This window comes from Candidatus Francisella endociliophora, assembly GCF_000764555.1.
GTDB classification, from domain to species: Bacteria; Pseudomonadota; Gammaproteobacteria; order Francisellales; family Francisellaceae; genus Francisella; species Francisella endociliophora.
The window spans coordinates 962344-988337 of record NZ_CP009574.1 but is presented as its reverse complement, the minus strand read 5'-3'; the positions used below and the strand labels follow the sequence as shown (position 1 = coordinate 988337).

Sequence of the window (25994 nt, the reverse complement as noted above, 5' to 3'; positions counted from 1 at the left end):
TAATGAACTCAATGGTTTGAGCTTGTTTGATGTTAAAAAAAGTTTGTTATATAGAATATAATAGTAAATTCAGTGGAGAAAAATCTAAAGTTTCTTTAAATGGATTTTCGATGTTTTTTATATATTTGTTAGTCATCTTTAAATGGATTTTATTAGTCTTTTCTAAAGGTTTTAAGGCTTTATTTGTTTTTAGATTTTTAGATTGCTTTAACCAAGATCGGCAGATACTTTTGAACTCTTCTTTAGATATTGAAGGAGTGATTTTATCATCGAGTATAATATGATTATAAAAATGCTTTGGAATGCAAAAAATATGTCTAACAATTTCGTTATTTATATTCATTTGTTTGATGATATCTTTATCTAATTCTTTAAAATTATTTAGGTATAGGACTTTAAGGGTTTCTATACCCAAGAAGTTTTTTGAGATATGTTTGTTGAAGTCCCTTTCTGTAGCACTACTGTTGTCTATCGAATGGCTAATATCATCAACTAAATTTTTATATAAAGTTTCAGTATCAAAAATTTCTGCTAGTTTTTTAATTTGAGGTGAAGAGATATTCTTTGCTTCTTTTAAATTATTAATTTCTTTTAGCCACCAGTTCATCTTTTCATTTGCAACTTCTATATTGTTATATAACTCTGTACATGAAATTATTTGAGACTTTAGCTGGTCTAGACTATAAAGGATTTCTTTTTTGTTATCAGATAGTTTACGATAGGCAAAATATGGTACTGAACCATATGGAGGTAGTTTTTCATTAGGGTGATTAAAGTAATTATATTGCATAAAGCTTTATACCTTTTTAAATGCGATGATATAGTTTACATCAGCACCTTTTCCAAGTTTGAAGTTATCAGTTATTGGATTATAGTGTACCCCAACTATCTCTAAAGCAGAGAAACCATATTTTTCAGCAGTTTTTATAAGCTCATAAGGCTTGATGAATTTGCTGTATTCATGAGTACCTCGAGGTACCATTTTTAGGATACGCTCAGCAGCTACTATAGAAAGTAGATATGATTTTAGGTTTCTATTAAGAGTTGATGCAAAGAAGAATCCGTCTTTTTTTACAAGCTTTCCAATAGAAGCTATTATGCTTTCAGGATCTGGAACATGCTCGAGCATTTCCATACAAGTTACTATATCAAACTGCTTATTGTTACCAGCAATAAAATCTTCTATAGTAGAGTTTATATAATTTATGTTTAAATTACTTTTTTGCGCATGCTGTTTTGCAGCTTCAATCGCCTCTGCAGAAGCATCTAGCCCTGCTACAGAATTATCTTGTGTGGTTAGTGACTCTGTTAAGATTCCACCACCACAACCAATATCAATGACTTTTTTATTGTTAAGAGCTACAAATTTTTTAACAAACTCTAAGCGAAGAGGATTGACTTGGTGTAGTGTTTTTAGTTCACCATCAGGGTTCCACCATGAATTTGCAAGACTTGAAAATTTTTTTACTTCATTACTATCTACATTATTCATTTTATAAAGGCTCTTTTGGAGTTGTTGCGTAAATAATATCAAAGATAGTTACTTAAGAAAATTTTTATTAGAGTTTTGTCGGCGAATTTACTATAATTGCATCCGTATGTTTTGTTAATTTAACTAAAATGAGAATCTTTCTAATGAAATTAAATACCAAGAGTATTTTGATGCTGTCTACCTTTGGTATGGCATTAAGCAGTTGTTCTAGTTTAAAAACTACGACGGATAATAGAGACCCTTTTGAGAATTATAATAGAAAAATGTATGCGTTTAATGATAGCGCTTATGATACTCTAAAGCCTGCTGCTAAAGCGTATGATACGGTTGTACCAGATAGTGCTAAAAGTGGTATATTTAATATTTTCCAAAACTTAGCAGAACCAGCAAGAGTTGTAAATGATATGTTCCAAGGTGAATGGGATTATGCTGGCGATGATAGTGTAAGATTCTTGACTAACACAACTCTTGGTCTTGCTGGCTATTTTGATGTTGCTGATAGCTGGTTTGATAAGCCTATGAGATATCATCAAAGTTTTGCTGTAACATTGCATAAGTGGGGAGTGTATGATGATAATGAAGCCTCTCCTTATGTTGTTTGGCCATTAGTTGGTCCTGGAACATTAGAAGATCTTACTACAGGGGTTGATGCTATGTTTAACCCTCTAACTTATGTATTTTTCTTTGCTCCTGTTGGCGCTGCTGTATCTTGGGGTGTTAGTGTTGGTATTACGGGTACTTATTATGTTAACCAAGGTGTCTCATATCTGCCATCATATTCAAACTTAAAAGAAGTATCAATCGATCCTTACATAGCGATGAGAAATGCTTATCTGCAAAATTATGATTATGGTATGGCTCGAGTTCTTAAGCAAAAACTGCACAAAGATCATGCAACGATAGAAACTGATCAAGCAGTATTAGGTGTATTAGGAATCGATAATAAAGATGCCGAGGGTCAAGTTGCATCATCAGGTAATGTAGCTGGAGAGCCAACGCCTCCTGTTATATTTAAGAGTGATATTGGTACAGTAAATAAAGCAACACAGGTTGAAGAAGCATTTGATCAAGATTATTCAACTGATAGCTCAGCTATTGATTTAGCTAATATGGACAAAGATGATACAACAGAGACTGAGTCTAGTAAGCTGAAAACTGAGATTAGAGATGCTAAAGCAGATCTTCCTGGTGATGCTGATTCTCCAGCTTCAGCAGTTCAAACTTTAAAAGAGCAAGGATAAGCCTAGCTTCCAAAAGGATTTAATGTGATTAAATGGCTTTGTATTCCTCTTTTGATTTGGGGAATAGCCACCTTATTTTATGCTTTTGAGATAATGCTCAAATCATCAATGGGCTCTATTTCAGATCTTTTTTCTGTAGAATTTTCACTTAGTAATACACAGTTAGCTAGTTTAAGTTCTGCATTTTACTTTACATATATTATCTTACAAATTCCCTCAGGTATTCTTATAGATAAATATGGTGTGAGAAAGATGTTAATAGTAGCTGTAATAGCTGCTCTTGTGGGAACTCTTATCTTTAGCATTGGCGGAAGCTTTGAAATATTTTTGTTAGCTAGAATTCTGATGGGAGTATGTGGTTCATTAGGTTTTTTATGTGCTATTACTCTGGCGGTTCAATGGTTTTCTATCAAAAATTTTGCTTTATTTGCAGGGTTAACGAACTTTATTGGCTATTTTGGAGGAGCTCTATCTGGGATGCCTCTTACTGTATTACTAACAAAAACAAGCTGGCAAAGTGTTTATCTATCTTTCACAGTAATTTGTATCATTATTTTGATATCTTCTTTTTTGTTTGTTCACGATAATAACAGTATAGCTAAAAATAAAAATAAGCATGAAAATATAAATTTTAAAGAAGTGTTAAGAAGTATATTTAAGCTTGATATAGTTGCGAATGGAATATTTTGTGCTACTACTATGGGAGCAACATTTGCATTATGTGATCTATGGGGAAGAGATTTTCTATTATCATTAGGATATTCTAATTACTACTCATCTTTAGCAGGTAATTCTTTGATTTTTATTGGTATAGCTATCTCTGCACCATTATGGGGATTATTGATTAGGATTTTAACAGCAAAATACTTATTAATGATAGGAGCTATATTAGGGTTTGTTGCAAGTAGTGTATATTTATATTTAGCCTTACCTATAGTTGTGCTGTGTATTTTTTCTTTATGTATAGGGGTAAGTCAATCATCACATATACTTAGTTTTTCTTATGTTCATGATAGTGTTGACAAGAAGGTGATTTCAGCTGTTTTTGCCTTTGTTAATTTATGTGGAGTTGCAGGAGGAGCTATTGTTCAGCTTGTTATAGGAATTCTCCTTGATAGGCATGTTCCTAAGGAGATAGTTATGAGTATAATACCTTTATTATTTTTTGTGGCATTTATCATGAGTTTGATGATGAGAAAAAATAAATAATATTGATTGTTTTAGCTATACTTCAGTAGTAGCTAGTGTTTTCATTGAAAGAGCATGCAACTCACCTGATAGTATATATTCATTAATTTTAGAATATACTAGTTGCTGTCTTTTTACTTTACTTTTTATATCGTTAAACTCTTCTGCTACTATAGTTGCAGAGAAGTGTACATTATCATCACTTTGGATATCTGCTTTGCAGTTTTTAAGTGAGCTTTCTAAAATATCTTTTAACTGTTCTTTTGTCATTTTTATTTCCTAATATTCTTATATAATATATTTTTTTAATATACTCTCAGCACCATGTACTTTGGCTAAAGATATAGCGCTTTTAGATATGCTATCTAGTTCTAGTTTAATATTATGGCTTTGTGCATGTTTTATATATTGAACTATTAATGATAGACCCGCACTATCAATTTTATTACAGTTTTCGAAGTTGATTTTCCAATATTTTGTAATGTTGGTTAAATTTTTTTTGAACTTTTTGTATATTAAAGGAACTGTTTCAAATGTTAGTTCACTTTTTATAGTCCAAGTATCTTGATGTATTTCTATCATTTTAAGTTTTGAAGATTGTAGTTTTTGTCTAAAAGTTTAGGGTATGTCTTTTTCTTTATTCTAGTTGTTACCTTATTGGCAGCTTTAGTCATATCTGCTACATTTGAGTATGGGGCAAATTGTTGCTTGTATGTCTGTAATATACTAACTCCAGCAACATCAAAGTCATAAATATGCCATTTACCATTCTTTTGGAACATTTTAACAGCAAAATCAGAACTTTGATTATTATCAATATTTGTTACTTTACCATTAACCACAACAATAGGTTTAGTCTTCCAGCTATTATCATCTTTATTAAAAGGGAATAAGCTCAGTTTGTATTTACCAGCATAAGCTACATTTTTAGCATACATAAAAGTAAGCATCTCAGTAGCAGTCTGTATAAATTCATTTTGCTCTTTATTTCTTAGTGCAGCTAACTTGTCTTTAACCTCTTTAGAAATCGCTGATTTGTCAGCATCTTCACCCATTTGTTTTTGCACTTCTAAGGTGATTTTTTTAGCTTGTTCTTTACCTGCATTATTCCATTTATCACTACCAACAATTAGTTGAGCAACCACCTTGGGAGCTACTATTGGGATGACTTCTTTATCAACAAGACGAAGAAGTCGATATGGGTCTTGTTTATACTCTTTAGCATTTTTAATTAACTTGTTTTGAGTTGTAACAATTGTTTGGTTTAGCATATCTACAGGGTTTTCAATAGCCCATGCACTTGAGATTAATAGTATTGCTAAACAGAAAAAAACTGAGATTTTACGAATCATCTTTAAGGTTTATTAAAGTTGTTATATAAATTTAGATTCTAATACAAAAAAGGAATATTTTAAAGCAGTAATATACCTACTGTTTGTCTTTGTCATCATCTTTACCAGCAACAAAAGTATTTATTAAAGAGCCTAAATCGATTGCAGACTCAGTATTTTCTAAAGCGATAACACTTCCCTGATGTAAATATTCGTCCTTGGATGAGCTATTATCATCTAACCCTGCTATCGCCATAATATCTTCTTTAGGGGGGCTAAGAGCAACATAGTTGTCTCCAAGTATTCCAGACATTGCTATTGATGCAGAATAATTACTAGGTATTTTTTCATCATCATTAATTGACATGCTTACAACAGCCATAAATCCATTATAAGTCTTTTCTAGGTCTATTTTTGTAACTTGGCCAACTTCTACACCAGCTATTTTAACAGCAGCATTTGTGCGTAATGATCCAACATTTTTAAACTGCGCAGTTACTGTGTACTCTTTTGATCCTAGTGATTTAATAGATGTTCCACTAACTTTAAAGGTCAAAAAGATTAGGCATAAAACACCTATAATTATAAATATACCAACTGAGGTTTCAAAATATTTGTTCCTCATTATATTCCTCCAAACATAATCGATGTTAAAATAAGATCTGCACCTAATACACTCATGCAGCAGTAGACAACAGTTTTTGTCGTGGCTTGAGCAATTCCATTTGAATCAGGAATGCAATAATAGCCTTGATATAATGCTATCCAAGCTGTTACAAAAGCAAATACTAGACTTTTGATAAGTCCATTAGAGATATCTGAAATAGTTACAGAAGACTGGATATTGCTCCAAAACTCTCCGTAGCTTATACCTAAACTAGCTTCTGCTAGTACAAAACCAGCTAGTATTGCAACACTACAAAAGATAAGCGAAAGAATAGGGCCGCTAATGATACAAGCCCAAAATCTTGTTGATAGAATAAAACTAATTGGATTAACATTCATAACTTTTAAGCTATTGATCTGATCGGTTGCTTTCATGAGTCCAATCTCTGAAGTGATTGAGCTACAAGCACGTCCAGCAAATAGCATAGCTGTAACTACGGGTCCGAGCTCTCTAAGTACACTAAGAGCAACCATAACCCCTAGTAGTGAATGGGCTCCAAATTTTGCTAATGTGTAATATCCTTGTAGACTCAGAACTAAGCCAATGAAAATACCGGAGGTGACAATAATTACAATAGAGTTAACACCGACTGCTTTTATCTGCGTGATGCATTCTCTGATATTTAATTTACCAAATATGATATTGAGTATTAACCTTAAAGATTTAATAGAGCTATATATTATTGAGATTACAGTTTCATATATTTTGCTAAATATAAGCATAATTTAGCTCCTTAAAATTTCTCTTTCAAAGAAGTTGGTATCATCTTTTTTTAGATCCTTTTTAGAGTCTTCTAATGGTTCCCCAGCTAAAAACTTTTTAATTAATTTATCATTACTAGATTTAATATTTTGAGGTGTATCGCTAGCAATAATCTTTTTATTACCAACGATGATTATATGATCTGATATGCTTAAAGACTCTTCAATATCATGAGAAACGATAATGGATGTCATTTGCAGAGATTCATTTAGAGTAGCTATTAATTCCAAGAGTTTATTAAATGATGCTGGATCCTGTCCTGTGAAAGGCTCATCGTACATCATAATATTAGGGTCCATTGTTATTGATCTAGCTAACGCAACTCTACGAGCCATTCCTCCAGAGAGTTCACTTGGCATCATATCTATTGTATGAGCTAGCCTTACGGCTTGTAGTTTTAAAAGAACAATATTTCTAATTAGTTTCTCATCTAATTGAGTATTCTTTCTCAGAGGGAATGCGATATTATCATATACGCTAAGATGAGTGAAAAGGGCGCCAGATTGGAAAAGGAACCCCATTTTATGACGTAATTTTTCTAGTTCTTTTTCTTTGGTCTTTTTTTGTATAGAGGCTTTATCAATGTGAATTGTACCTAAGTCTGGCCTAATAAGTCCTGCAATAAGTTGTAATATTGTGGTTTTACCAGCACCAGAAGGACCTAGGATTGTAGTTACTTTATTTGATGGGATCGTGAAAGTAATATCATCATATATGCAACGATAATCTCTATAGAAAGAGACGTTTTCAAATTTAATATCACTCATTTCTAACAAGTTTAGTTAAAAGGGATATTAACTTCTATAGTTGAGTTCTTGCTACTGTCTTCAACTTTTAGATCGATATCTCTAATGTTTTCTTCAGATAAAGCAACATACTTTTTTACAACCTCAATGATCTCATCTTTAAGCTCAGCAAGTAAGTGACTGCTTATTCTTGAAGATTTTGGTTGTAGCTCATTTCTTTGGTGAGCAACTATGATTTGAAGTCTTTCTTTCGCTAAGGAAGCACTTTGCTGTTTCTTACCTAATCCAAAAAGTTTAGCTAGCATAATAATTATTTACCTATTAATTTTTTAAAGAAACCGGTCTTTTGTTCAGTATATCTCATTGGTATATCCTTACCTAGCATTCTATCAACAGCATCATAATAAGCTTTTGACGCTATAGTATCCTCTAAGAATGTTATAGGATTGCCACTGTTAGATGCTTCTAAAATATCTTTTGATTCTGGGATTATCCCAACTATTGGTGTATATAAGATTTCACTAACATCTTCAGCTTTAAGCATAGCTCCTGCTTTAGCTCTAGCAGAGTCATATCTGTTAAGTAACAGATGTACTTCTTTGAATTCGCCTTCTTTTTGAGCCTTGATAGTTTTGCTACCAAGCATACCTAGTATTCTATCTGAATCTCTTACGGATGATACTTCTGGGTTTGTAACTATAATAGCAGCATCAGCGCATCTCATTGCCATTAAAGAGCCTTTTTCAATCCCAGCAGGGGAGTCACAAAGAATAATGTCAAAAGTGTTTTTTAACTCTTCAACAACTCTATCTACACCATCTTCTGTAAGAGCATCTTTGTCTCTTGTTTGAGATGCTGGAATTATATATAGATTATCTACACGCTTATCTTTGATAATAGCTTGATTAATAGTTGCTTCTTCTTTGACAACATTTATTAAGTCATAGACAACTCTTCTTTCACAACCCATAATAAGATCAAGGTTTCTTAAACCTACATCGAAGTCAATAACTACAGTTTTAAGGCCTCTTTTAGCAAAGGCAAATGCAATAGCTGCACTTGATGTGGTTTTACCTACACCGCCTTTCCCTGAAGTAACAACAAATACTTTGCCTTGTTTCTTTTCACTCATTTTTTTTAAGCCTCTTGTTTAAAAAAATTAAAAACCTTCTATATGTATCTTATCATCTTGTAAATACACAATGTATCCATCTGTATTACGATCATCCACAGGAATACTTTCATTATTTAATGTAACATATTTTCCAGCGATTGAGACAAGCTCGGCTTTTAAATCTTTACAAATTATTTTTGCGTCTTTATTACCAGAACTACCTGCTATAACACGACCACCTATTCTACCATAAACTATAACACTACCATCAGCTATAATTTCAGCGCCATTATTTACATTAGCTGTAACAATGACATCAGCATCGCGAGCATTTATAGATTGACCTGTACGCACTGGTGAAGTAATTATTTTTGCAGCAGTTTGACCTTTGTCTTCGTCTGCGTTTACTTCTTTTGCTTTTCCACTTTTAAGTATATTATGACCAGCTTTCGCTAGTTTAGACTTAAGTTCTTTGTTATTTACAACAAACCCTACAGGGATCATGCCATTAGCCCTAAAAGATTCTATAACTTCTTCTAAAAACTTTAACGAGCATTTTTCATTTTGATCAATATCGCGAATATCGATAGCAAAGGGTGTATTTTGGAAAAAAGCCTTTGATTGAGAAATCTTAGAATTTAGTAGACTCTCTATTTGAGTGAACTCAGTTACATTAATGTTGATAGCACTTATAGTATAACTACCACCTTTAAAATGAAAAGCTTGTTTCATATCAGTAAGGCCTTAAGAGATATATGGTTTGTACTATTTGATCTTAGCTTCTTTATACATTACGTGTTTACGAACAACAGGATCAAACTTTTTGATTTCCATTTTTCCAGGCATTTCTCTTTTGTTTTTAGTAGTAGTGTAGAAGTGGCCTGTTTTAGCAGAAGAAACTAATCTGATTTTTTCTCTCATTTTATTATTCCTTTTTTAGAAACTTATTATTAAATTTTATGCCCTTGAGCACGAAGATCAGCAAGAACAGTATCAATACCTTTCTTGTCGATAATTCTCATACCTTTTGAGCTGATTTTTAGCTTAACGTATCTATTTTCGCTCTCTACCCAAAATCTATGAGTATGAAGGTTTGGAAGAAATCTTCTTCTAGTTTTGTTTTGAGCGTGTGAAACGTTATTACCTGTAGTAGGTCTTTTACCTGTAACTATACAAACTTTAGACATTTAGAAACCCTCCCTGGGCATTATTTTATTATCATTTATACAATATCTCGATGATTTTAGTACTTTTGGTATAAAAAGTAAACTAGAAAATACTATTAAATTATAGTTTTAGATATCTGGAGTCCCACCTGCATTTGAGGAATTTTGGATGTTTTTGTCAAAATTAAAGTTATCACCACTATCTACTAGTTCACTAGTCGGTGTATTGTAGTTTTGAGCTGGTGGTGTTGGGTCATTATCAACTTTAGTTGTTGTGCTCCCTGAATTAATTGATGAGCCTGAGTTAGCATTTTGACTATCAGATGAGTTGCTTTTATTGTTCTGTTCAGAGTTTTTTATGTTTGATGAGTTAGTGTTAGCTGGTGTATCACTGTCCTTTGCTTCACTTATTGCAGTGTTATTGTCTGAGGTATGTGGAGTGCTTTGCTTTTGATCATTGTCTTGGCTTTCTATATTGTTCTGAGGCGGGTTGTTGTCATCATTAGAGTTACTGTCTGTATTCGATGCTGTATCTTTTATTGTCGATCCTGATGTGGCCATAGTTGATCCAGAGTTTGCACCATCTTGATCAGGAAGGTATAAATCACCAGTTTGCCCACAAGCAGATAGTCCAATTATAAGGCTAGATATAAGAGCTGGCAGTATTAGTTTTTTCATTATTTAATCCTTTTATAGTATTTGTATGCTTAGAATTTAACAATAAAGACACTGGTTGGCAATATTATTGCGTATTTGTTGATTAAAATGATAAACTTTTAAATAGAATTATGTGGTTTAAAAAGATATGGAATTTATTGATTTTGCGGGTGTTGGGGAGGCAACTATAAAGGCTCTAGAAAAATATAATCTAGATAGTCCGCAAGACTTGTTAACTATATTCCCCAAAGATTATAAAGATACTCGTCACATATCATTGATTAAAGATCTTGTTTCAGAAAAAAAGTCTTTAATAGAAGGTAAAGTTAGTAATGTCACTTATAAGAAATTTGGTAGAAAGTTTTTACGTTTTGTAGTTAGTGATGGTACAGGTTTCTGCACGGTTGTTTTATTTAAGTTTTACCCAAATCAAATAGCAATGTTAGAAAATGCAGATATGGTTAGATGCTATGGTAAAGTGGAGATGTCTTTAAACCCTCAAATGGTTCACCCAGAGTGTGCAATTGTTAAAGATGGTCATAGTAGTTTAAAACAAGGTTTATCAGCTATTTATAGACTTAAGAAAATCCCTGATAGAATAATTACCTCGATAATATCTAAGCTTTTACAAGATAAAAAAGTTGCCAATATAGTTCCTAATGAATATCTGAGGCAGTTTAGTTTAATGAGTTTTAGAGATGCTTTGTACTATGTTCATGCTTTAACAGATTCAATAGATAAAAAACTACTAGCAAAAGCCAAAAAGTCGATTCAATTTGAAGAAATGGTAGGTTATCGCCTAGCAGAAGAAAGTATTCGTAAAGATGTTTCAGTATCTAAAGCGCCTATAATACATCTTTCAAAAACTCTAGAAGATAGATTCCATGCTAAATTGCCATATAGTTTAACTAATGCTCAATCAAGAACAATTAGTGAAATCTTTAACGACCTAGAACAAGATCAGGCAATGATACGGCTTTTGCAAGGTGATGTTGGTGCAGGTAAGACAATTGTTGCAACAGCTGCATTATATGCTGCTACTAGTTTAGGGTATCAAGCAGCTATTATGGCACCTACAGAGATTTTAGCTGAACAGCATTATAGTTTTTTATTAGATTTTCTCGAAGGTCTTGGTATTGAGGTTGTGCCATTGCTTGGAAAATTAACTACTAAACAGACAAGAGAAAGCCTTGAAAAGATTAGTAGGTTAGATAATTGCATAATTGTTGGGACTCATGCGATATTTCAAGAGCGAGTTGAATATAATAATTTAGGGTTGGTTATAGTTGATGAGCAACATAGGTTTGGTGTAGAGCAGCGTTTGGCTCTGATAAATAAGGCATCAGCTAAAGGCAATAAACTTGCACCTCATCAGCTTATAATTTCTGCAACACCGATCCCTCGAACTTTAGCAATGACTTTGTATGGAAACTTAAAGTTATCAATACTTGATGAATTACCTCCTAATCGTAAACCTATTTTAACAACTGTTTTAAATAGAGCTAAAAAAAGGAACTTGATATCTAAGTTAAAAGAAGCAGTCTCTCGAGGTGAGCAAATATATTGGGTTTGTCCATTAGTTGAAGAGTCTGAAAATATGGATTTTCTACAAGACGTTAAGACATTGTATCAGGAGTTAAAAGCAGATCTCGATGAGCAAAGAGTTGGGCTTGTTTACGGAAGTATGAAATCTAAAGAAAAAGTCCAAGAGATGGAAGCTTTTAAAAGTGGAAAGTATGATGTGCTTGTTGCTACAACAGTTATAGAAGTCGGTGTTGATGTGCCAAATGCCAGTATAATGATAATAGATAATGCTGAAAGGTTAGGTATTTCACAGCTACATCAGCTTCGTGGTAGAGTCGGTAGAGGCTCTAAAGAAAGTTACTGTATATTGTTATATAGTGATAAGATCAGTGAAGTAGGAAAGAAAAGATTGTCTTTAGTCAGAGAATCTCAAGATGGATTTTATCTGGCAGAAAAAGATCTTGAAATACGTGGTGCAGGAGATGTGTTAGGTAAAGAACAGTCAGGGATTTCTAGCTTTAAAACTTTTGATATAAATGAATACTATGATCAGTATGAGGATGTAGCTAAGCTAGCAACACTAATTGAGGATAATTATCCTGATGCAGCTAAAATGCTAGTAAATAAATGGTTTGATAAAAGGGTGAGTTATGTCGAGGTTTAATATATGTTTATAATAAGTATTTTTTCTATAGTTATTACTTTGCTTGTGACTTTATTTTTTGCAAAGAGACTTTATAGCTTTAGCGCAAAAAATAATAAACTTAAAACAAGAGCTGATTATGTTATAAATGGCGTAATACTGGGGTTTACATTTTTTTGCATTAGTAGTTTTATATATGTTTTGTTATTAAATATTATTTAGCTATTGAGGATTTATAAGAAAAAGATTAGTATTTGTATCTTCCAAAATTTGCCTTTAATTGTAGTTTAAATGTATTTTCTAGTAATTGCTCTTGTTATACTTCTGTCTGCTGTATGTATGGCTTATATGCTATATAAATTATTTAGGGGTGATGATTCATACCCAATAGATTCATTTTCTCAGAAAGTAAAATTAGCATTCTCTGGGATTGTCGCTTTTATTGCAGATACAATTGGTGTAGGTAGCTTTGCTGTTAATATTGCAATAGCTAGAACTTTTAAACTTGTTAAAGATGCAGAATTACCAGGTTTTGTTAATGGTGCTCAGATTATACCAGGAGCTATTGAGGCAGTATTTTTTTTAGGAGCTTTACACGTTGATCCTATTACTCTTATTATATTGGTTTTAGGAGCTACAGTTGGGGGCTTTGCAGGAGGTATGTTCGCATCTAGAATAAGTACTTCTATTATTAGACTTATTATGGTTTTTACTTTTATTTTAGTTATTTGCTTGTTAATAGGTAAATTGATGCATATTCTGCCTATAGGAGGAGATCTTTTGGCGCTGAAAGGGTGGAAGCTTTGGATAGGCTTTATCGGAATGTTTGTCTCTGGATTTTTAGTTTCCTTTGGGGTGGGTTTGTTTGCCTTGGTTCAAACGGTATTGTTTCTGCTAGGGATGTCACCTATAGTAGCATTCCCAATAATGACTACGGCTGGAGCTATTCAGCAACCGGTAACAACTTTTGCATTTCTATTGAATAATACTATTCCCTTAAAGAAAGCTTTGATTGTAGGTTGTTTTGGTATTATAGGTGTTTTTATCGGATTTAATATTATTACTATACTCTCTACAGAACAGTTGCAATGGCTTTTAGTTATTGTGATTGGATATAATACTATTTCTTTGATTAGAGCTATTAACTCTAAGAATAACTAAAAGTATAAAAGTTAAATATGATATTATTTAGCTATGTAATGAAGAATTAATTTTAAGTCTTATTTATGTCAAAAGAAAGTTGGGAGCTATTATCGTGGCAGGATGCCGTACCGCATATCTCTGAAGTGAATAATGATTTAGCTGAAACTATAAAAAATATTTCGCCACCTGATGATTGTGGGTTTGTAAAAGTTAGATATGAATATTCTCAGTTAATTCTTGAGAATGGTAAGGTTCATATTCCATATGGAGATAAGCTTTATCCTTTGGGTAGTAAAGAGCTACCTAATTATGTAAATGATGAGCTTGGTTATACAGATATTCCTATGGGACTTCCTCTTAATAAATTATTGGAACTATACCTTAGACAGGGGCAATATGATATTCCTTTCTCCATATATAATCCAGGAAACATCTTTTCACTATGGAGTGGATTGCAATTTGGTGTGTCAGCACCTCATAAAAGGTTTAAGAAAGGTTGGAGCATAGCAGCAGGAAATAGATCTTTATATTTGTTATCAAAAATATCTGATACTAGAAGTTATAACAGATTAAAAAAAGAGTTTAGTCTGGATTCAAAAAAGCCAGAGAATCTACTTGAACAAAGAGACGTTTTTGAAAAAATCTCAAAATACCAGTATAGAGATAGGTGGTATGTTGATGTTTTGTTTTTTTCAAAAGGGTGGTTCAGTGAGAAAAATGAGAAGGCATTAGAATCTTTTAAGTTGTTTCTTTATCGCCAAGGATGGGCTAGTACAACATTTTTAAGAGATAGTATCTCTTTTAAGTTTGATGTTTCATCAATTCTTGCCGAACAGAATAGTAAGCCGAATCCATATATTATTGATACAATTGATCATCTATATGCAATTGGATATGGTTATCATCCAGGGTTTTCAGCTGCTGATAGCCAAGCTGCGCCATTAGATTTCTTCAATGAAGTTTTATTAGAGATTTATGGATTAGAAAATGTTCCAATATTCTTTGGAGCTCAATATTTTGATATAAATGGAGAGGTGCCTTCTTACTATTCTTTATACCTACCTACATTAGTAGATTTTTCTCCACGTTCAAGAAAAGCAAGTAAAGTAGTTGATCTGGTCGAGTTGCATAATACTATAAAGCAAATTAGTTCATATTGTGATTTAAAGAAAGGAGAGTATGAGGCTGTTGATTATTGGTCAAAAATGACTCAGTATAGTTTCTTTCATACTCATCAGCTAGATAAGTATAGTATGCTACAGCCAACTTCTGAGATGCCAAACTATGATAGTAAACTAAGAAGCTGTCTTTCGAAATATCCTTATTTATCTTTTGGTGAGTCTTCTTCTTTTCTTAGAGGGTGTGTAAGAATAGATCCTAAAAGTTAACCTTGTTCGATAGGTCAAGATTAAAAAATATCCTATTGCTTTTATAATTGATAATAAGTTTAAATGTTTTGTAATAAAAGTATTTCTAAATTGCAATTATTGAGATTGAAGATCTGTTGCAGAGGCAATTTAATACATCAAGCATACAGACATAAAGAAACTAAGTCAGCAAAAGATGTAGTAGATGTTTTTCTAATATATGTGTTAGGCTGATTTGGTTAGTTTTAATCGCTTCATTAAATAGTTTAAGGTGGATATTAATTCTTAGAGTGGGCTATAATAGGTAGGATTTTAGACTTAATTTTAATATATGCTACTTTTTGGCATATAAAATCTATTAAACAGTGATGTAATAAATATGAGTGAAAGAAATATAGAGTTAGTCTCATGGCAAGAGGCCCAAAGTGTGATATCTAAAGTTAACCCTGACTTAGCTAAGGTAATAGACGAAATTGCTCCAAATGAAAGTTGTAAGTTTTTTAAGACAACATACCATTTTGGAGATGATATTGTGAAAAATGGCGAGTTACATATACCATTCAAAGGAGAACTTCATCCAATAAGTGCTACTAGTTTGCCTGCGAGTATTGTTAATGAGCTTTCATACTCAAATATCCCAGTAGGTTTGCCTGTAGATAAAAATATTGAAATATACTTTGAAGACTCAAGAGGAGTAGTTCCTTATGATAATTGTGTACCAGGTAGTCTATTTTCTATGAGATCTTTATTTTCCCATGATTATAACCATCAGGAGTTTACACAGACATGGAATATATCTGCTGGAGCCAGATCTCTTTATCTATTGCCAAAAATATCTGATACCAGAAGTTTTAATCGCTTAAAAAGAGCTTTTTCGCCAAATATCGCTAAAGCAAAAGATATGTTCGGGCAATGGGATATATTTAAACTTATATCAGAAAACTCGGATGATAAAGGTAAATGGACTGTAGATGTGTATTTTTTTACTAAGGATTGGTTTGATGAAGCCAAAAATGCAAACTTATCTATACTGAAACTTTACTTCTATGATTATATGTGGCCTTTCTTTAGTCGTATAGGTAATAGCATTTCTTTTAAATATAACTTTTCTAATATTTTGATAGATGAGTCAATGAGTGTTAATTCATATATTCTTGATACGTTGTATCATCTATATTCTATAAGACATAATATATTCCCAGGTTTTGGTATAGCTAATAACTTATCAGCGCCTATTGATACATTTGAACGAGCTTTAATAGATATTTATCAAATATCAGATATACCTATTTTTATGGCTCCTAAATACCTTAATGAGGATGATAATAATTCTGTTTATTATTCTTTGAAAATTCCTTGTCTGATGGATTTGTCATCAAGGCGTAAAGTTAGTAGAAAGACTGATATGTTAGACTTACTCGATTTAATAAACAAATTTAGCTCAAGAGTAAATTCAATCTCTGGTAGCGGTAGTTGTGAAAAAACATTGAAAGACTTTGTTATAAATACCCAATATGATTTTATTCATGGGGATGGTGATGACGGTGATGATAAATTCAAACCTATATCTAATGTTTATAAAGAAGATAAATATCTAGCTAACTATATGCAAAAATATCCTTCACTTAAGATTTCTGAAAGAGCTTCTTTTCTTCGTGGAAGTATTAAGATTTCAACCAAATAGAACAATACTAACCACATCATTATAAATGAACTTAAAAAAAAATCTATTGCTGTTATAATTAAAGCCGAGTTTTAATATTTCTAATAAAAGGATTCTTAAATGGCAATAATCAAGACTGAAGACTTTATCAATAGTGTTGCAGAAGCACTTCAATATATTTCATATTATCATCCAAAAGATTTTGTTGATGCGATGTATGAGGCATATCAGCGTGAAGAATCAAAGCCTGCTAAGGATGCAATGGCTCAAATACTTATAAACTCAAGAATGTCAGCAATGGGCAAGCGTCCAATTTGTCAAGATACTGGTATGGTTTGTGCTTTTGTTAAAGTTGGTATGGATGCTAAGCTTGATAATACAGATAGAACTATAACAGAGCTTGTAAATGAAGGTGTTAGAAGAGGATATGCTGATGAGCATAATCCATTAAGAGCATCTATGGTTTTCCCACCCCATGGAGCAAGAAAAAATACCAAAGATAATACTCCAGCAGTTGTACATATTGATATGGTGCATGGTGATAAAATTGAAGTTGATATCGCTGCAAAAGGTGGCGGATCTGAGTTTAAATCAAAATTTAAAGTACTAAACCCGAGTGATAGTATTGTTGATTGGGTAGAAGAAATGTTACCGACAATGGGTGCTGGTTGGTGTCCTCCTGGTATTATTGGTATTGGTATTGGCGGTACTGCTGAGAAGTCTATGCTTCTTGCAAAAGAGTCTTTAGGTGAGAAAATTGATATGCAAGATATTATCAAGAATGGACCACAAAATGAAACTGAACAATTAAGGTTAGATATTTATAATCGTGTTAATGCTCTTGGTATAGGCGCTCAAGGTTTAGGTGGCTTGACAACTGTACTTGATGTAAAAATTAATGAATATCCAACTCATGCTGCATGTAAGCCTGTGGCTCTAATTCCAAATTGTGCTGCTACACGTCATGTGCACTTTACACTTGATGGTTCTGGTGCGGTAGACTTACCAGCTCCAAAATTAGAAGACTGGCCTGTAATTGAGCAAAGTCAAAATGATGATGTGAAAAGAATTAATATAGACACTATTACAAAAGAAGAAATTCAATCTCTAAGATCAGGTGATAATGTTTTAATTAGCGGTAAGATCTTGACTGGTCGTGATGCTGCTCATAAGCGCTTACAAGATATGTATGAAGCAGGTGAAGAATTCCCTGTAAGCTTAAAAGATAGATTTATCTACTATGTTGGTCCTGTTGATCCTGTTGGTGATGAGGTAGTAGGTCCTGCTGGTCCGACTACTGCGACTCGTATGGATAAATTCACACCATTTATGCTAGAGAAAGCTGGTGTTGCAGGTATGATTGGTAAATCTGAAAGAGGGCAAGCAACAATTGATTCAATTAAGAAAAATAAAGCTGTATATCTAATGGGTGTTGGTGGTGCTGCTTATCTAATTTCTAAATCTATTAAAAAAGCAGAAGTTGTAGCATTTGCTGATCTTGGTATGGAAGCTATCTATGAGTTTGAAGTTGAAGATATGCCTGTGACTGTAGCGGTTGATTCTTTAGGTGTCTCAGCTCACCAGCAAGGGCCTAAACTGTGGAAGCAAAAAATAGCAGAAATTAAGAAGGTATAAGTTATGCAGGAATTAGTATTTTTTATAATGAAGATCTTTTATGTGGTGCTTACAATAGCTGTCATTGGTGGCATATTATTGATTTTTGTGAAAAAATTTAAGCGAGAAAAGGGTAGTTTATCTAAGAAAGATAATTCAAACCCTAACAATAGTTTAAAATGAAAAAAGATCAAATCTTTGAGTTTATAAAAAAAGTCCAAGCAATCTCACATACAGGTATTACTTACTCAAAATGTGAGTATGCTCTAGATAACTATCACGAGCTGTTAGAACTAAGCTCTAAGATGCTGCATGAGTATATAAAATCAGATGTTCAACCTTATGATATTTATCGTGAAATGTACTATCCAACTCCGCAACCAGGAGTGAGGGTAGTGATTTTTAAAGATAATAAACTTTTGATGGCACAGGATGTTGATACACCTGATAAATGGACTATTCCGGGTGGTTGGTGTGATATTGATCTTTCACCAGTTGAGACTTGTGTAAAAGAAGTCAAAGAAGAGACAGGTTATGATATCAAGGTAACCAAATTTTTAGCGCTTATGGATCGCAATAATTATACTCAAAGTGAAATTTATAATGTTTATAGTTTGGTGTTTTTAGCAGAGATTATCGGCGGAGAGAATAATCCTAATTTCGAAGTAAATGAGGTTGATTTTTTTGATTTGGATAGTTTGCCACCTTTGTCTCATAAATTGACACAAGAAGAGTTAGATATTATCTTAGAAACTTATAAAAAAGGAACAATATATTTTGAGTAAGGTTTACATTTGAGTTATAGATAAATACCATTTGTACTAATTTGGTAAAAATGGAAAATTAGATGATAATTTTAGGTGTGCATCTAACAATAGTTTTAAAATTTATAGTAACACTATTGGCTATAATCAATCCTTTTTCAATTTCAGGAATATATTTGAATGCTGTCGATTCGCTAAACAAAAAAGAGCAAAATGCTTTTGCTCTGACTGTTGCTATTACAGTTTTAATAACACTTATAGTTGTAACTTGGATAGGTATTAGTGTTTTAAATGCTTTTGGAATAAATATTGATGCATTTAGGTTTGGAGGGGGAATTATAGTACTTTTCTTTGGTTTAAGAGTAATTGGGATTATTCCTCAAATGCCAAGCTCAAAAGCTCAACAAGATGCTAAGAAACTAGCGATAGTGCCAATTGCAATTCCGTTAATTGCAGGACCTGGATCACTTGTTGCTACTATCTCACAGGTTCATGTGTACTTTACAACTTCAGAAACAAAGCTTGTTGCTTCAGAGTGTGTTATAGTAGTTACCTTTTTGCTTTGGATGTTTTTTAGAGAGTTGCCAAGAATTTTAGCTGTATTAGGGCATAATGTTATGGATATAATTGCTAAAATAATGGGATTATTCTTAACAGCCTTAGCAGTTGAAATGATGTTTGATGGTATTAAAGGTTTCTTTTTTAGTTAGGCTAAACAATATAGGAAAAAATAGATGATAAAAGTATTTGGGATAAATAATTGTACAAGCGTTAGGAATGCTCTTAAGTTTTTTGAAGAGAAGGGCAAGCAAGTAGAATATGTGAATCTTAGAAAAGAGAAACCTTCTTGGCAAGAAATGCAAAAGATTAAAGAAATGGGAGGTTTTCAAACTATAGATTTATTTAATTCAAAAGGAAAGCTATTTGCTGAAATGGGATTGAAAGAAAAGTTTACAAATTTATCAGAAGAGGAAGCATTTAAGCTTCTAGTTACTGATGCCTTACTTTTTAAAAGACCTTTGGTTGTAGATGGCGATTATGCTAGAACCGGTTGGAATAAAAAAGAATATGAAGCTCATTGGAACTAACAAAAATAAATATTCTCAGTCTTATTATGTTGCATCAGACTTAGCTTTTTCAATTTGAGCATCTAGTTTCGCAGCTTTTGAAAGATTTTGTTCAGCTTTAGCATTTAGAACTTTTGCTTGATCTTTTTCATATTCAGCTTTTGAGCTAGAAGCTTTAGATTCTTTATCAAGATTTTCAGCATCTGTAGCTAAGTTGCTTGCTTCAAGTTGGTTGTCTTTAGCTTGCTGGTTGAGTTCTTGTTGCTGTTGTTGAAGGTCTTCAAGAGCTCGTTCTTGTTTATTTGGTCCGCAAGATGTTAGTAAGCTGGCAAATACTGCTGATGAGATCGCTATTGTTAATATTTTTTTTAATTTCATAACTAGTTCTCCTAATTTTATACATTGTTGAGGTAACTAACTTAGTGTAATTATGCAAAATTACATAGAATTAGTAAATGATTATATGTTCGAATCATGCTTTATAATAAAAGTATTAAAATAGATTTACAGCATTAAAAAACATTATAAAACAGAAAAAAGTGATAATTATTGCTGTTAGGTTTAGTTCATTTCTGTTGCAAAAAAGTGAGATTAAAAACCAAGTGATAATTCCTGTGGCAATTCCTGTTGATATAGATGATGATAGTATCATCATTATTATTGTGAAAAAAGCAGGGGTAGCATGTCTAAAGTTGTTCCAGTTAACCCTTTCAACTTGCTGCATCATGATTACACCAATTAGGACTAATGCTGGAGATATTACTTCTATTGGTATCGCATTTATTAAAGGAGATAAAAATAGAAAAGGTAAGAACATAAGTCCAGCGAATACTGCTGTTAAACCTGTTCTACCACCTTGAGCAATACCTACACCTGACTCTACGGTTACTGTTGTTGGACTAGACCCAATTATCCCAGATAAAGTCGCAGATATAGAATCAGCTAAGAATGTTTTTTTGAGTTTTTTATCATTTAATCTTTGAGGCTTATCCATCTCATTATAAAGACTTGCGATTGATCCTGTTCCATCAAATAAACTAAGAAAGCAAAATGTAAAAATAGTTGGTAATATACTGAATTTTAATCCATCAAAAAAGTTGATTTGTCCTAAGAGTGAGAAATCAGGCCTTTCTAAAATTGTAGGAGGCAGATGAATGATTTTTTCAGTTGTTAGAGTATTTAAAAAAGCTGCTAAGACACAACCTGCTATTATAACAATAATTACCGGAGCAGGGGTTTTTTTGATGAATAAGATTAGTAAAGTAATTAAACATATTAAAAATAAAATATTGTGAACGTTTATCGAAGCCAAGCAAAGCATTTCGCTATTTGTTGTAATTAGGCCCCCATTGATTAATCCAACGTAAGCTACAAATAGTCCTATACCAGCACCTAAAGATTGTTTGACTGCAATGGGTAGACTGAGCATTATTTTTACACGAATGTTTAATATGACTAATAAACTGAAAATTATCCCAGACCAGAAAGTTGCTCCTAGTACTGTTTGCCATGGTAAGTGATATATCTTAACGGCAGTATAAGAAAAGAAGATATTCATTCCCATGCCAGGAGCTATAACAAATGGATTGCGAGCAAACAATCCCATCATAATAGTTCCAATAGCTGAAACTAATATAGTGCTTGTAACAAGTGCATCGTTAGGCATACCAGCTGCAGCTAGAATTTTTGGATTAACAACAATAATGTATGAAATGGCAAGAAAGGAAGCTAATCCCGCAAGAAATTCTTTCTTGATGGATGAGCTGTTTGCTTTTAAGTCAAAAAAAGCTTCTATTTTATTTAACATTTGCATATAGAAGATTACTAAAAGCTATATTGTAGTTTTATGTGATTTAAAAGTCTATTTTATTTTTAATTTTAATTAAATTTTTGAGTATTAATATAGCCTCCAGGCACTGATTCAATCAAAGATTTCATTTCTAGTTCAAATAGTATTTCTGTTACTTGGTTATATGGAAGCTTAGATTCTATAATTATTTTATCTAAAGTTGTTAAATTACTAGCTACAATCTGCAAAATACTCTGCTCTTGTAGACTAAGATGAGCTATTTGTGATTTTTTATTATTTTCTTGGATAGCTGATGGGTTACTATGATAATCAATATTTATTTCTTCAAGAATATCATTTATATTACTAACAAGTTTAGCCCCTTGTTTTATTAAATCATTACATCCTTCACTGGTTTTACTAAAGATGCTTCCTGGGATTGCAAAAACTTCTTTGTTTTGTTCTAGGGCTAATTGAGCTGTAATAAGCGAACCACTTTTATGAGCAGCTTCAACAACTATTACCCCTTTAGCTAAACCACTTATAATACGATTGCGTTGAGGAAAGTTATGTCTTAGTGGCCCTGTTCCTAAGGGAAATTCTGAAACTATTAATCCACTATTTTGTAGAATTCTGCTATATAAATCTCTATTCGAGCTTGGATATACAATATCTGCACCAGTTCCAACTACAGCTATCGTATTAAGGTTATTATCAAGGGCAAACTTGTGGGCTAAAGTGTCAATTCCATAAGCAAGCCCGCTTGTTACTGTAATTTTACTTTTAGAGAGATCATGACAGATTTTATCAGTTACATTTTTACCGTATGTCGAGTAATTTCTAGCACCAACTATAGCGAGTTGGGGAGAGTCTAAAAGAGTTAAGTTACCACTGCAATATATTATGAACGGAGCATCTGGCAGTTCTCTAAGGTTTTTCGGATAGTTTTTATCTAAAATTGTAACTATATGATTTTGTGGTTTGTTAATCCATCTATTTGCTTTTTCTAAGTATTGTGAATATTTTTCCTCTTTTAGGAAGCTGATAGTCTCTTTGCGAAGTTTAAGAGTTTTTATATGCTTATCAGGAAATTGTATGATTTCCTCAAGCTCAATGCCATTATTAATAGCAGTAGAAAATCGTGAATTGCCAAAGTAGGGCGTGTGAGATAGGATTATAGAGCTCTTAGTATTTGTAAGCATTATAAAATAGTTGTTGCCATTGTATCGCTGGTGATTTCTTGTAGAGAATTTACAATCATAGCTACTGAATAATGGTCAGACTCTCTGTATACAAAGCCATATCCAACATAGCGAGGAGGAACTGGATAACCATCAGATCGTGATTCTGGTTCGTATAAAAGCATCTCAGCACCAATTTTTAACCCATCAGCAGAGCCTTTGTTTAGTAATACGCTGTTGTAAGTTGATGAAAATGAATTTGTGTTCATCACATCTTCTAAAACATTTGCTGTTATTTTACTTTTCATTTTAAAGGTTTCTTCAGGTAGTTTTTTATCAACAAGATCATTTGGGATTACATAGTCTCCTACAGCAGCTTCTCGTGATAAGTTTGTAATAGTCATTGCTGTGATGCCTTTGAATACATAATCATACTTAGCATCTCCTAACTTATAGACTTTTTTATCTCCATTAAAGATCGAGATTGGCTTAGGATCTGTAATTATTCGGAATTTGAAGTCACCTTTTTCTTTTTTGATGTATTCTTTGTTTACAAAGAATTTGAAATTCACTCCTAAAACAGGTCTTTTTTCTCTAGAATCATATATTCTAGCAGTGTCTTCTAACTGGTTATTGCTTAGGAGATAGACGTTCGCAAAGAATTTAGTATAATCAGCAGGTCTTACATGCTTTATGTTATGTTCTATATTATCTATTTGTTCAAGCATTTTGCTTTGAATAGTTATTTCGACTCTTTGATTAATTGCTCTATTTGCATTTGAATCATTTGGGACTAGTGGATCTTGGTAACCTAGAGCTTTAACAGTAATGTCATTATCTTCAGATTCAAGTCCTTTGTTTACTAAATACTCTCTAACACTAATGGCTCTATTCTTTGATAATCGAATATTGTGCTCAGTTAATAAGTCTTTGTCAGAAATAAGTTTAGAATCTACCTTACCTGCATAGCCTTTGACCGTGAATCTTGTTGTTCCACTTAGCTTAAGATAGGCAAATAACTTATCAAGGACTTCTTTTGCTTGATTGTTTAACGTAAAGCTATCAGAGTCAAATTTTACATTGGTTTCTATTAAGTCAGCGCCTGCTTGCTCTTTTATACAGATAAAAGATTTACTTTCCTCAAGAAGTTTTGTTGTGCAGGGTTCGAGAGTGGGGAAAGATAGGGGAGCATCTTTTTTATCTTTACTATTTTCTTTTTCATCACTTGTGTCCGAGCTAAGCGTTTCACAGCCAGTTATTAAAACTACTAATAAAAGTAGGAAAGCAGTACGTAATAGATGTTTCATAAGATTATTTTAAAACTTATAATTTTATGGTAATTCTACTACAAACTTACCAATGTGAATAGTGGTATTTAGATATGATTTGTAACAGCTCTAAACAAGGGATGATTAAAATATTCAAATATGGTATCTTTGGGTACAAATTATAAAGATGATAAATAAGTATGGAAATCGCGTCAGATAGTTTTGTAAAGATGCATTTTAAATTTAGACTTAAAGATGGGTCGATTGCTGAAGATACTGAGAATTATAATAGGCCTTTTATATTTCAGATGGGTCAAGGTTGTTTTACAGATAAGGTTGAGAATGAACTAATAGGGGCAACCATCGGTACAAGTAAGAGAGTTGTATTAATGCCAGAAGAAGCTTTTGGTGAAAAGCATCCTGCCAGTATATATTCAGTACCGAAGTATAGATTCCCAAAAAATATGGATCTTGAAGAGGGTTTGATAGTGTCATTTAGCCAAAAAGATGGTTCAAAGCTTCCTGGTTTGGTTACAGAGATTGGTGAAAATGATGTGACAGTTGATTTTAATCATCCTTTATCAGGCCAAATAATAGTTTTTGAAGCAAAGATTTTAGATATCGCAGATGAAGAAGGTAAATTAAATGAAGATATTGTTAGCTAACCCTAGAGGCTTTTGTGCCGGTGTTAGCAGAGCTGTAGAAACTGTAGAAAAAGTTTTAGAGGTTGAAACATCTCCAGTATATGTCCGTCATGAGGTTGTTCACAATAAAGTAGTAGTAGATTCTCTTAAGAAAAAAGGAGTTACTTTTGTTAAGGAAATTGATGAAGTACCGAATAATGCAGTATGCATATTTAGTGCTCATGGGGTTTCTTTAAAAGTTGAGGAAATGGCAGATAAAAAGAATCTGGTTCTTTACGATGCAACATGTCCTCTTGTAACAAAGGTTCATAGAGGAGTTAGGCTAGCTAGTAATAATGATGCTGAATGTATTCTTGTTGGCCATAAGGGGCACCCTGAAGTTCAGGGCACAATGGGACAATATCGTAGTGAAAAAGGCTCTATATACTTGGTTGAGAGCGAAGATGATGTGGAGAAACTTGAAATAAATGATCCTGAAAATGTCCATTATGCAACGCAAACAACTCTATCTGTTGATGAGACTCAGGGTATAATTCAAGCGCTAAAAGATAAGTACCCTAATATTAAAGGTCCTAAAAAAGAAGATATTTGTTACGCGACACAAAATCGCCAAGCGGCAATAAAATCTATGCTTAATTATATTGATGTTTTGGTTGTAGTAGGCTCTCAAAATAGCTCAAATTCAAATAGGTTAAGAGAACTGGCTACTCTAGAGGGAATAGAGTCATATCTTGTCGATAATCCTGCTGATATAGATAAAACATGGTTTGTTAATAAGAGTATTTGTGGAGTAAGTGCAGGAGCTTCTGCACCTGAGTATCTTGTTCAACAAATAATTTCTAAAATAACAGATGTTTGTGAGACTGAGGTTGATGTAGAAGAATTTGATGGTATAAAAGAAGAAGTATACTTTCCATTACCAAGACTTTTAAAACAGAAATTTAGTCAGAAATAGGTTTGTTT

30 protein-coding genes and 1 pseudogene are annotated in these 25994 nt (G+C 32.7%); 13 read left to right on the top strand and 18 right to left on the bottom strand.

Going from position 1 to position 25994, the window contains the following annotated elements; genetic code table 11:
• Positions 1–46 precede the first annotated feature (46 nt).
• Positions 47–790 (bottom strand): hypothetical protein, encoded by a 744-nt coding sequence (locus QI37_RS04940; protein WP_040009098.1) that lies wholly within the window; start codon positions 788–790, stop codon positions 47–49.
• A gap of 6 nt (positions 791–796) precedes the next feature.
• Positions 797–1492: a bifunctional 2-polyprenyl-6-hydroxyphenol methylase/3-demethylubiquinol 3-O-methyltransferase UbiG gene (gene ubiG, locus QI37_RS04935; RefSeq protein ID WP_040009097.1), complete on the bottom strand. Its 696-nt coding sequence runs from the start codon at positions 1490–1492 to the stop codon at positions 797–799.
• A gap of 143 nt (positions 1493–1635) precedes the next feature.
• Here ubiG and QI37_RS04930 point away from each other — a divergent pair, with 143 nt between their 5' ends.
• On the top strand, positions 1636–2733 hold the full coding sequence (locus tag QI37_RS04930) for an MlaA family lipoprotein (RefSeq protein WP_040009095.1): 1098 nt from the start codon (positions 1636–1638) through the stop codon (positions 2731–2733).
• A gap of 24 nt (positions 2734–2757) precedes the next feature.
• Positions 2758–3942, top strand: a complete 1185-nt coding sequence (locus QI37_RS04925) for an MFS transporter (protein WP_040009094.1) — start codon at positions 2758–2760, stop codon at positions 3940–3942.
• A 15-nt stretch (positions 3943–3957) separates the two neighbouring features.
• On the opposite strand, the gene QI37_RS04920 is transcribed toward QI37_RS04925, so the two are convergent.
• From QI37_RS04920 to lptM, 12 genes and pseudogenes are all read right to left on the bottom strand, one after another.
• A complete protein-coding gene (locus QI37_RS04920; protein ID WP_040009092.1) occupies positions 3958–4191 on the bottom strand; it encodes a BolA family protein in 234 nt (77 codons plus the stop codon).
• A gap of 18 nt (positions 4192–4209) precedes the next feature.
• The gene (locus tag QI37_RS04915; protein ID WP_040009089.1) at positions 4210–4503 is read right to left on the bottom strand and encodes an STAS domain-containing protein; all 294 of its coding nucleotides are present in this window, start codon (positions 4501–4503) and stop codon (positions 4210–4212) included.
• Positions 4500–5273, bottom strand: a complete 774-nt coding sequence (locus QI37_RS10100; protein WP_081946983.1) for an ABC transporter substrate-binding protein — start codon at positions 5271–5273, stop codon at positions 4500–4502. Before QI37_RS10100 ends, QI37_RS04915 begins: the two co-directional genes overlap by 4 nt.
• Before the next feature lie 76 nt (positions 5274–5349).
• Positions 5350–5877 (bottom strand): outer membrane lipid asymmetry maintenance protein MlaD, encoded by a 528-nt coding sequence (gene mlaD / locus QI37_RS04900; RefSeq protein WP_040009088.1) that lies wholly within the window; start codon positions 5875–5877, stop codon positions 5350–5352.
• Positions 5877–6641: an MlaE family lipid ABC transporter permease subunit gene (locus QI37_RS04895; protein WP_040009086.1), complete on the bottom strand. Its 765-nt coding sequence runs from the start codon at positions 6639–6641 to the stop codon at positions 5877–5879. The genes mlaD and QI37_RS04895 overlap by 1 nt, the downstream gene beginning before the upstream one ends.
• A 3-nt stretch (positions 6642–6644) precedes the next feature.
• Positions 6645–7448 carry an ABC transporter ATP-binding protein gene (locus QI37_RS04890; protein WP_040009084.1) on the bottom strand — a complete coding sequence of 268 codons (804 nt, stop codon included), beginning with the start codon at positions 7446–7448 and terminating at the stop codon, positions 6645–6647.
• A gap of 11 nt (positions 7449–7459) precedes the next feature.
• Positions 7460–7732 carry a cell division topological specificity factor MinE gene (gene minE, locus QI37_RS04885; RefSeq protein ID WP_040009083.1) on the bottom strand — a complete coding sequence of 91 codons (273 nt, stop codon included), beginning with the start codon at positions 7730–7732 and terminating at the stop codon, positions 7460–7462.
• A 5-nt stretch (positions 7733–7737) separates the two neighbouring features.
• Positions 7738–8559 carry a septum site-determining protein MinD gene (gene minD, locus QI37_RS04880; RefSeq protein ID WP_040009081.1) on the bottom strand — a complete coding sequence of 274 codons (822 nt, stop codon included), beginning with the start codon at positions 8557–8559 and terminating at the stop codon, positions 7738–7740.
• 27 nt (positions 8560–8586) lie between these two features.
• Positions 8587–9273: a septum site-determining protein MinC gene (minC, locus tag QI37_RS04875; RefSeq protein WP_040009080.1), complete on the bottom strand. Its 687-nt coding sequence runs from the start codon at positions 9271–9273 to the stop codon at positions 8587–8589.
• A gap of 33 nt (positions 9274–9306) precedes the next feature.
• Positions 9307–9462: a 50S ribosomal protein L33 gene (gene rpmG, locus QI37_RS04870; protein ID WP_040009078.1), complete on the bottom strand. Its 156-nt coding sequence runs from the start codon at positions 9460–9462 to the stop codon at positions 9307–9309.
• A 29-nt stretch (positions 9463–9491) separates the two neighbouring features.
• Positions 9492–9728, bottom strand: a complete 237-nt coding sequence (gene rpmB / locus QI37_RS04865) for a 50S ribosomal protein L28 (RefSeq protein ID WP_040009077.1) — start codon at positions 9726–9728, stop codon at positions 9492–9494.
• 513 nt (positions 9729–10241) lie between these two features.
• Positions 10242–10385, bottom strand: a pseudogene (gene lptM / locus QI37_RS10485) (LPS translocon maturation chaperone LptM); the annotation flags it as partial.
• 127 nt (positions 10386–10512) lie between these two features.
• Between lptM and QI37_RS04850 the strand changes: the two are divergent.
• The 9 genes from QI37_RS04850 to QI37_RS04810 all read left to right on the top strand — a co-directional run bounded on the left by QI37_RS04850 (position 10513) and on the right by QI37_RS04810 (position 20170).
• The gene (locus QI37_RS04850; protein WP_040009075.1) at positions 10513–12552 is read left to right on the top strand and encodes an ATP-dependent DNA helicase RecG; all 2040 of its coding nucleotides are present in this window, start codon (positions 10513–10515) and stop codon (positions 12550–12552) included.
• 270 nt (positions 12553–12822) lie between these two features.
• Positions 12823–13692, top strand: a complete 870-nt coding sequence (locus QI37_RS04840) for a sulfite exporter TauE/SafE family protein (protein ID WP_040009069.1) — start codon at positions 12823–12825, stop codon at positions 13690–13692.
• A gap of 65 nt (positions 13693–13757) precedes the next feature.
• Positions 13758–15062, top strand: coding sequence for a hypothetical protein (locus QI37_RS04835; RefSeq protein ID WP_040009066.1), 1305 nt, complete (start codon positions 13758–13760; stop codon positions 15060–15062).
• 358 nt (positions 15063–15420) lie between these two features.
• Positions 15421–16725, top strand: coding sequence for a hypothetical protein (locus tag QI37_RS04830; RefSeq protein WP_040009063.1), 1305 nt, complete (start codon positions 15421–15423; stop codon positions 16723–16725).
• A 99-nt stretch (positions 16726–16824) separates the two neighbouring features.
• A complete protein-coding gene (locus QI37_RS04825; protein ID WP_040009060.1) occupies positions 16825–18339 on the top strand; it encodes a fumarate hydratase in 1515 nt (504 codons plus the stop codon).
• Between the two features lie 3 nt (positions 18340–18342).
• Positions 18343–18501 carry a hypothetical protein gene (locus tag QI37_RS10305; protein ID WP_200883205.1) on the top strand — a complete coding sequence of 53 codons (159 nt, stop codon included), beginning with the start codon at positions 18343–18345 and terminating at the stop codon, positions 18499–18501.
• Complete coding sequence (locus QI37_RS04820; protein WP_040009057.1) at positions 18498–19103, top strand: NUDIX hydrolase; 606 nt, start codon at positions 18498–18500, stop codon at positions 19101–19103. The genes QI37_RS10305 and QI37_RS04820 overlap by 4 nt, the downstream gene beginning before the upstream one ends.
• Before the next feature lie 62 nt (positions 19104–19165).
• Positions 19166–19792 carry a MarC family protein gene (locus tag QI37_RS04815; protein WP_235261404.1) on the top strand — a complete coding sequence of 209 codons (627 nt, stop codon included), beginning with the start codon at positions 19166–19168 and terminating at the stop codon, positions 19790–19792.
• 24 nt (positions 19793–19816) lie between these two features.
• Positions 19817–20170, top strand: a complete 354-nt coding sequence (locus QI37_RS04810; RefSeq protein WP_040009055.1) for an arsenate reductase family protein — start codon at positions 19817–19819, stop codon at positions 20168–20170.
• A 24-nt stretch (positions 20171–20194) separates the two neighbouring features.
• On the opposite strand, the gene QI37_RS04805 is transcribed toward QI37_RS04810, so the two are convergent.
• The 4 genes from QI37_RS04805 to QI37_RS04790 all read right to left on the bottom strand — a co-directional run bounded on the left by QI37_RS04805 (position 20195) and on the right by QI37_RS04790 (position 24426).
• Entirely contained in the window at positions 20195–20527 is a 333-nt protein-coding gene (locus QI37_RS04805) for a hypothetical protein (RefSeq protein WP_040009053.1), read from the bottom strand.
• A 115-nt stretch (positions 20528–20642) separates the two neighbouring features.
• The gene (locus tag QI37_RS04800) at positions 20643–21956 is read right to left on the bottom strand and encodes an NCS2 family permease (protein WP_040010708.1); all 1314 of its coding nucleotides are present in this window, start codon (positions 21954–21956) and stop codon (positions 20643–20645) included.
• A 71-nt stretch (positions 21957–22027) separates the two neighbouring features.
• The gene (gene dprA, locus QI37_RS04795; protein ID WP_040009050.1) at positions 22028–23140 is read right to left on the bottom strand and encodes a DNA-processing protein DprA; all 1113 of its coding nucleotides are present in this window, start codon (positions 23138–23140) and stop codon (positions 22028–22030) included.
• Positions 23140–24426 (bottom strand): OmpA family protein, encoded by a 1287-nt coding sequence (locus tag QI37_RS04790; protein ID WP_040009048.1) that lies wholly within the window; start codon positions 24424–24426, stop codon positions 23140–23142. Before QI37_RS04790 ends, dprA begins: the two co-directional genes overlap by 1 nt.
• A gap of 161 nt (positions 24427–24587) precedes the next feature.
• Between QI37_RS04790 and fkpB the strand changes: the two genes are divergently transcribed.
• Complete coding sequence (gene fkpB, locus QI37_RS04785) at positions 24588–25052, top strand: FKBP-type peptidyl-prolyl cis-trans isomerase (protein WP_040009045.1); 465 nt, start codon at positions 24588–24590, stop codon at positions 25050–25052.
• Positions 25033–25986 carry a 4-hydroxy-3-methylbut-2-enyl diphosphate reductase gene (ispH, locus tag QI37_RS04780; RefSeq protein WP_040009042.1) on the top strand — a complete coding sequence of 318 codons (954 nt, stop codon included), beginning with the start codon at positions 25033–25035 and terminating at the stop codon, positions 25984–25986. The genes fkpB and ispH overlap by 20 nt, the downstream gene beginning before the upstream one ends.
• The last annotated feature ends 8 nt before the right edge of the window (positions 25987–25994 follow it).